The 6,587-nt window shown below is 32.1% G+C and carries 8 protein-coding genes; 6 read left to right on the top strand and 2 right to left on the bottom strand.

Annotation, left to right across the window (positions count from 1 at the left end):
- The 3 genes from HCB45_RS14815 to HCB45_RS14805 all read left to right on the top strand — a co-directional run.
- A partial coding sequence (locus HCB45_RS14815; protein ID WP_221771131.1) for an LPXTG cell wall anchor domain-containing protein occupies positions 1-647 on the top strand: 647 nt, incomplete at its 5' end.
- Positions 648-1,041: 394 nt separating this feature from the next.
- Positions 1,042-1,485, top strand: a complete 444-nt coding sequence (locus HCB45_RS14810) for a DUF4352 domain-containing protein (RefSeq protein WP_185620412.1) — start codon at positions 1,042-1,044, stop codon at positions 1,483-1,485.
- Positions 1,486-1,508: 23 nt separating this feature from the next.
- Positions 1,509-1,883, top strand: a complete 375-nt coding sequence (locus HCB45_RS14805; RefSeq protein ID WP_185620411.1) for a PH domain-containing protein — start codon at positions 1,509-1,511, stop codon at positions 1,881-1,883.
- Between the two features lie 357 nt (positions 1,884-2,240).
- Here HCB45_RS14805 and HCB45_RS14800 read toward each other — a convergent pair whose 3' ends face one another.
- Entirely contained in the window at positions 2,241-2,999 is a 759-nt protein-coding gene (locus HCB45_RS14800; protein WP_185620410.1) for a LytR/AlgR family response regulator transcription factor, read from the bottom strand.
- Between the two features lie 55 nt (positions 3,000-3,054).
- Entirely contained in the window at positions 3,055-4,338 is a 1,284-nt protein-coding gene (locus HCB45_RS14795) for a GHKL domain-containing protein (RefSeq protein ID WP_185620409.1), read from the bottom strand.
- Positions 4,339-4,621: 283 nt separating this feature from the next.
- Between HCB45_RS14795 and HCB45_RS14790 the strand changes: the two genes are divergently transcribed.
- From HCB45_RS14790 to HCB45_RS14780, 3 genes are all read left to right on the top strand, one after another.
- Positions 4,622-5,263, top strand: coding sequence for a cyclic nucleotide-binding domain-containing protein (locus tag HCB45_RS14790; RefSeq protein WP_185620408.1), 642 nt, complete (start codon positions 4,622-4,624; stop codon positions 5,261-5,263).
- Positions 5,256-5,597, top strand: a complete 342-nt coding sequence (locus HCB45_RS14785; protein ID WP_185620407.1) for a hypothetical protein — start codon at positions 5,256-5,258, stop codon at positions 5,595-5,597. The genes HCB45_RS14790 and HCB45_RS14785 overlap by 8 nt, the downstream gene beginning before the upstream one ends.
- Before the next feature lie 245 nt (positions 5,598-5,842).
- A partial coding sequence (locus HCB45_RS14780) for a leucine-rich repeat domain-containing protein (RefSeq protein WP_185620406.1) occupies positions 5,843-6,587 on the top strand: 745 nt, incomplete at its 3' end.

Raw genomic sequence — 6,587 nt, 5'->3', positions numbered from 1 at the left:
TTGTATGGGAAGGATTGCCTAATGAATATCAAGAGCTTATTTATGCATGGATGATGGAGAGCTACTCTCCTTATATAAGTTTTTCAGGAGAAGTGCGTATGGATGTTGAACCTATAGATGAACCTGGTGAAACAGGGCCAGGAGAAGAAAATACTGGTGGTTCAGGTTCGGAAGAGGGAAACACGGATGGGACGGATCCAGGAGAAGAAAATACTGATGGATCAGGTTCGGAAGAGGGGAACACGGATGGGACGAATCCAGGAGAAGAAAATACTGATGGATCAGGTTCGGAAGAGGGGAACGCGGATGGGACGGATCCAGGAGAAGGAAATACTGACGGATCAGGTTCGGAAGAAGGGGACGCGGATGGATCAGATCAAAGGGAAGGACATGCTAATAGATTAGGCTCTATGGATAGTGGGGACGACAAATTAGATTCTAAAGATAGTAATTCTGGTAATGTTATTTCCAAAGATAGTGACACAAATAATGAACGTAAAAATGGTTCGTTGGAGCTACCTAAAATGCAAGAGCAGAAGCTAGTGAAAACAGGAGATGTAAGTATGATGCCTCTTCAAGGCGCAGGATTATTAGCCTTTCTATCAGGTATATGGGTATGGGTGAGAAGAAAAAGAATAAAAAATTAAAGTAAGAAGAGAAATCAGCGGGTTGTTATTCAGAAATGGATGGCTACTTGTTGATTTTTCTGTTTGTATGAAAAGGCAGAATACTTATTACAGATAACAGAAAGTCTGAATCAAGAGCAATAGTCTAAGCTAGTATTTACTTTGTTTTTTATTTCAAATTATTTTTGATTACTTTTGGGTTGCTAACTATACTTCAAAAACAGTTTTTGCTTGAAATGCGCTAAATATAACATAAAATGTATTTATTATTTATTGTAGATTGTTAAGATGGTGAAAATGTTATTGTTTAATGGTGGAAGGATGAGGCTTTGTGGAGAATGGAAATAAGCGAAGTATGTCAAAAAAACAAAAAATAGTGTTTCTAGGAACAATTATAGTAGTAATGAGTCTTTTAGTGGCTATAATTATAGGGTGGTCTACTGATAAACCAATGCAAAACAGTAGTTTATCTAAGACATATAGAATAGGCGATAAATTTAAATACAATGGGATGCAATTAAAAGTTAATAAAGTGAAGTATAGTGGTGGGACGGAGTACAATACACTTGAAGCTGGCTATGAGTATGTCATTGTAAATGTGACAATCACAAATAAATCAGGTGAAACAGAAGGCTATGACGCGTTTGATTTTCAATTAAGAGATAATGGGAAAACTGGAAACTTGGATGTCATTTTTTTAGATGATACGATTGATGCGTTACGTTCTGGGACACTCTTAGATGGTGAGTCTGTAACAGGGGATATGGTAGGTAAAGTTAAAAAAGATACTAAGTCAGTGAAAATTACTTACAAACCAGCTTTTTTAAATGGGAAATCAATAGATTTCAAATTAAAATAACGAATTTTTAGGGGAAGGTGAAAATGAAAGAAATTAAACCAACGTATACGTGGATTATATCAAGTATGCTATGGAGCTGGTGTTTAGCTTTTATCCCAACAATAATTACTACTCTTAAAATGGCTAGAACGAAATATATTATTTCAGATACACACTTAGTAATGATTACTGGACTTGTTCATAGCAAACGAGAAAGTATTGACTTATATCGAATTAGAATAGTAACTGCTAACCAAACAGCTTGGGGTTATGGAAATATTACGATTATAGATCAAGATAGTATATCCTATGTTTTGCGTTATATAAATAATGCAAATTATATTGCTAATGTTATCAAAGAAAAATCGCGAACTGCTTGTAAAAATCGCAACTTTACAGTAGTTAAAAGTTTATTTTAAAGAAGTGGAAATAAATCGCAACTATTTGTAAAAGTAAATAGTTGCGATATTTTTAGTTTTTTAGATGTGAGTGTAACCACCACCAAAAGATAGGGAAAAGGTGAATTTTAAACAATAGAGTGTTGGATGCTTAAGCAAAGACAATAACTTATAGATTTGTTGGATGAAAAAATAAATTTCGGGATAAAAAATAGAGCTGTTTGTTGCAATAAAAGAAATGCCTTAAAAATCCACTTTTCATTAATTTGATAGTGGATTTTTAAGGCGTTTCTTTTTACTACACTTAATAATTTAAAAGATGATATGAGATGCCCTATACTTTGTTGTAGCACCCTGTTACGTTGATGGTTAACTATATTAGTAGGATTTACGATTAGTTAAAAATGATTGAACTTTATCGATTAGTCTAGGTGTTAAAACCAGAGAATCTTCATTTTTAAAAATAATTAAAGATTCCTTTCTATAAATCTCTTGAATATTGTTCACATTGATAATAGTAGATTTCAACCCCGTAAATAGATTAGTTGAATCCAAAGTTTTCTTTAATTTTGCGATAGTACTTCCTAAAACAATCTCATCATTAATTAGTTTAAATAAGGTGTTATATCGATTACCTTCAATTGTCTGTATATAGTTAATGTCACTTTCTTTAAAAATATACATTTGACCTCTAGAAGTTACCGAAATATTTTTGTCATTAGAAACGGGATTTAAATTCGCTATTATATCATCAAATGTTTGTACGAGCTGACTGTGAACCGTAGTGATGCTGTTATTTTCTTTTATGATGTAGGCGAAAGGATTAATGCGTAGATTTAAAATATCTACGCCTTTATTTAATTCTGCTGTAACAAAGATTAGAAAGCAGTTAGTGTTATATTCACGTATAATTTCTCCGATTTGCACTCCATCGAGAAAGGAAGTGAGGTCAATATCTAGAAAAAAGATATCTGTATCGGAAATGCTTTTTCTAGATAAAGAACGAACGAAGGTAGGGATATTGACGACGGGTATTAAATCAAAAAATATTTTTTGATTATTTAATACCTTAGTAATTTGGTTAAATAGATATTCGCGGTGTAAAAAATTGTCTTCTACCAAGTAAATTTTTGGCATTACGGCACCTCCTGAAAAATAGCTTAAAAATTAGTAGAACGAAAAATGGTTAATGTTACACTAAATCAATAGTAAGGGTTACTACAAAAAAAACATCTTTTGTTCCAAAAGAGTAAGTTACATTAGTATATTTATTAGTGATTTTCCCCAAGTTATATAAACCAAGACCTTGATGATTTGGTTTACTAGAGAAATGTTTTTTACTGATTTGTGAAAGGTTTAATTTTCCCTCAGAATTGAACGTGTTTTCAACAGTTAAGATAATTGAGGAAGTAGATTGACTGATACTAATTTTAATTTGAGGCTTATCTGCATTTTGAGAAGCTTCAATGGCGTTATTAGTGATGATATCAAGACACCGAATAAAGTCTAAAGGAGCCATAGAAGAAATATAAATTCTGTTATCGATAGTAAGAGAGTACTTAATTTTCAGCGCATTTATTTTCTTGATTTTTTCTACCAGAATAGATTGGATAGGTATGGGCTGTATATTATTAATCATATCATAAGAGCTATCTGTTAGTAATTCATTGGAATAGTCTGTGATAGAGGATAGCAACTCTAATGCTTCAGTCTTTTTGTTTTGTTCAATGTAGGTTGTAAGAGAAAGCAACAAGCCTTTAAAATCGTGTTTAAAAGAATGTGCATTATCAATATAGAATTGTTCTGTTTGTAAGCGATCGTTTAATAGCAAGAGTTGCTTTTTTTGATAATTTTCAGAAAGTAGATGATAGACAAAAAGGCAAACAGTAAGTAAATAAATCAAGATAATAATATTTACAAATACTAGGAAGCTCTTGGAAAAAGCGTATAAATGAGCTAAGTAAGTAATATAATAACTAGCAATAATATAGATAGTAATAGAAGGTAACTTTTTGTTTATGGAGAAAATCAATTCGAAAAGAGCATGTTTGCGCGCAATTATTTTGATAATATAAAGAATTACACCTAAAATCAGACACTCAAGGAGAGCAAATAAAATAGGGTAGGGATGATTAGGTGAGAGATATGGGTCGAAATTAAAAAAGATGATGGAAGTATCAGTGAAACCAGACCAAACAATTTCGATTATGGAAATAAAAAACAGAAAAATAATAGTAGAAATAAGTAATGTTCGAATTCGTATAAATAAGTAAATGCCAAGAAAAGTTGCAACCACTAGAAAACCGATTTCAGTAGATATTTCTAAATAAAATGTTAACAGTAAGGCGATAATAGAGGAAATAATACCAAACAGTAGTATATCTTTGAATGTGAAATGTAGCTCCTCCCGGAAAATAAAGAGGCATAAAATGAAGTTGATTAAAAATAATGCACATATTAGCAAACGAATATCCATGGTAAATCCTCCCTTGCAATCCTTGTTAGTACCATACCCAATTAATTATACATAAAAACTTGGGAGAATAGAGTGCCTTATTCAGAAAAATGGATAAAAATTTTTATTTGTGAATAAATGTTCACAAAAGTGTTTTGCAAATGGAAATATACTGAAAAGTATTATAAGTAACATGAAAAGTATTTGAATGGATAGGGGAAGAAATATAATTGTTTTTAGATAAACAAATACTGCGAAAGGAAAGATATGCTTATCGAAAGGGTTAAGTATACGGGTGAATAACATGGAATATATTGAATTTTTTAACCATATTTATCAGGAACCTGTTTTAAAGGACTATATTTTTAAGAATTTATTAGCTAAACAAAAAAAAGTGAAAAAAGGCGAGAAAATTATTATTTCTAATGATGAAGTTGTATATGTAAGTAGTCCTTGCTTCTTAAGAAAAATACATTTAGGGGGAGAAGCTTATTATAATTTGTTGGCAGAAGACAGTTTTGTTTTTACAACAAAGAGTCATTCTAAGATGGTTTTAATTGCTCTAATGGACACAGGATATAGCAAATTAAATAAAAATACTTTATTTAATTTACTTGAATCTGAGAATATTTTGTCTTGTTTTTATTTAGCGTATGCAAAAAAAATACAGGAAGACATACGTTTTGATTTGAAAATGTCTGGGGAAGATTCTGAAGGGAAAGTTCTTATGTTGTTAGATAAGTTGCTTGGGAAACAAAAAGAAGGTAGTTCTATACCTAATTCGTTGTCTATCTATAATATCGCTAAAATAGTGAGTTCATCAGTGGAAGAAATTGAAGAGGCTATTCAAGAGCTAAAAGCAAAAGGATACATTCAAGGGAAAGGAAAGAAACTTACCTATCATGCGAAAAAATCTATTGGAGAGGAGGGTGTTACAATTGATTAGTAATTCATCTTTTTTTATGAAAATTGCAGAAGAAGTGGAGCACGAAGCAATTAGCTTGAAACATGGAGAACGTTTATTAGTAGAAAAAAAATATGTAGTTGTAGCAGCCGGAAAAGCAAAGCATTTATATTATAAAAAAGAAGGATTAGAAGTACCAGAATATCAACTTATTCAAGACTTTGAAAATTTCTTTCTAGAAGGCAAAGAAAAAGTGATAAAAATATATCGATTTAACAAAGAAGCTCTTTTTTCTTATTTAGAGGATAATAATCTATTAAATCTTTATTTTTTAAAGGAAGTTGATTATTTCAATGGATTTATGAACAAGGATTAATTAGTCTTTTTTAGGCTTAAATGATAGTTGTAAGCAATGGTAAACATAAAAATTGACGCAATAATAATGGGTTTTGCTAAATAGACATTTGCGCCTCGCGAATATATTAGCGCTTTAATGGAGCTAAATGTATGGAGAGGGACATCAAATGTGATTTTTGGAAATGCAAGTATTAGATAATTAATTTTGGTTATAAATTTTACGTTTCATTTCATTAAAAACAAAGATAGGAGTTGAGAGAGACTTTGAGATTTTCGCGAAAAGCAAGGGAGCAAAAACAAAAAAATTGGCGTATGTGGAAAAAAGGGAAGCAGTGGCTCTGTGGAGCAGCTTTATTTTTTACTGTCGTTTCGTCGCCAGGAATGCTTGTTTTAGCAGATGAAGTAAATGCTGGTAATTCAACAGAGGTAACAGCTGGGGAAGTGGAGACGCCTCTTCCTGAGGAATCTACTGAAAACGAAGCGGAAGAAGACGAAACGTCTTCGACAGAGGCTGTAACTCCAAGTCAACAAGAAGAAAACACACCAAGTACAGCAAATAATGAGACAAAGAGTGTTGAGGAGAAGAAGCAAAGACCTAAACAGGGAAGGGTTATCACGGAAGCCACTGCAATTAGTAATATCTTTCCAGATGCTAATTTAGCAGAAGCGGTGCGAGCTCAATTATACAAAGGTTCTGTGGATGATCTGGTAACACAGAGCAACTTAGACGGACTGACCCAATTAAACAATGTTAGCAACAAAAACATTTCGGATTTAAGTGGTATAGAACACTTAACAAACTTGACAAGCTTGTATTTAAATAACAACGCGATAAGTGATATAAGTGCGTTAAGCGGCTTGACAAGCTTAACAACCTTGCAGTTAAATAACAACGCGATAAGTGATATAAGTGCGTTAAGCGGCTTGACAAGCTTAACAACCTTGCAGTTAAATAACAACGCGATAAGTGATATAAGTGCGTTAAGCGGCTTGACAAGCTTAACAACCT

This window comes from Listeria farberi, assembly GCF_014229245.1.
GTDB lineage: Bacteria > Bacillota > Bacilli > Lactobacillales > Listeriaceae > Listeria > Listeria farberi.
Note: the sequence above shows the minus strand (reverse complement) of the source record. Positions and strands in the feature narration are given on the sequence as shown.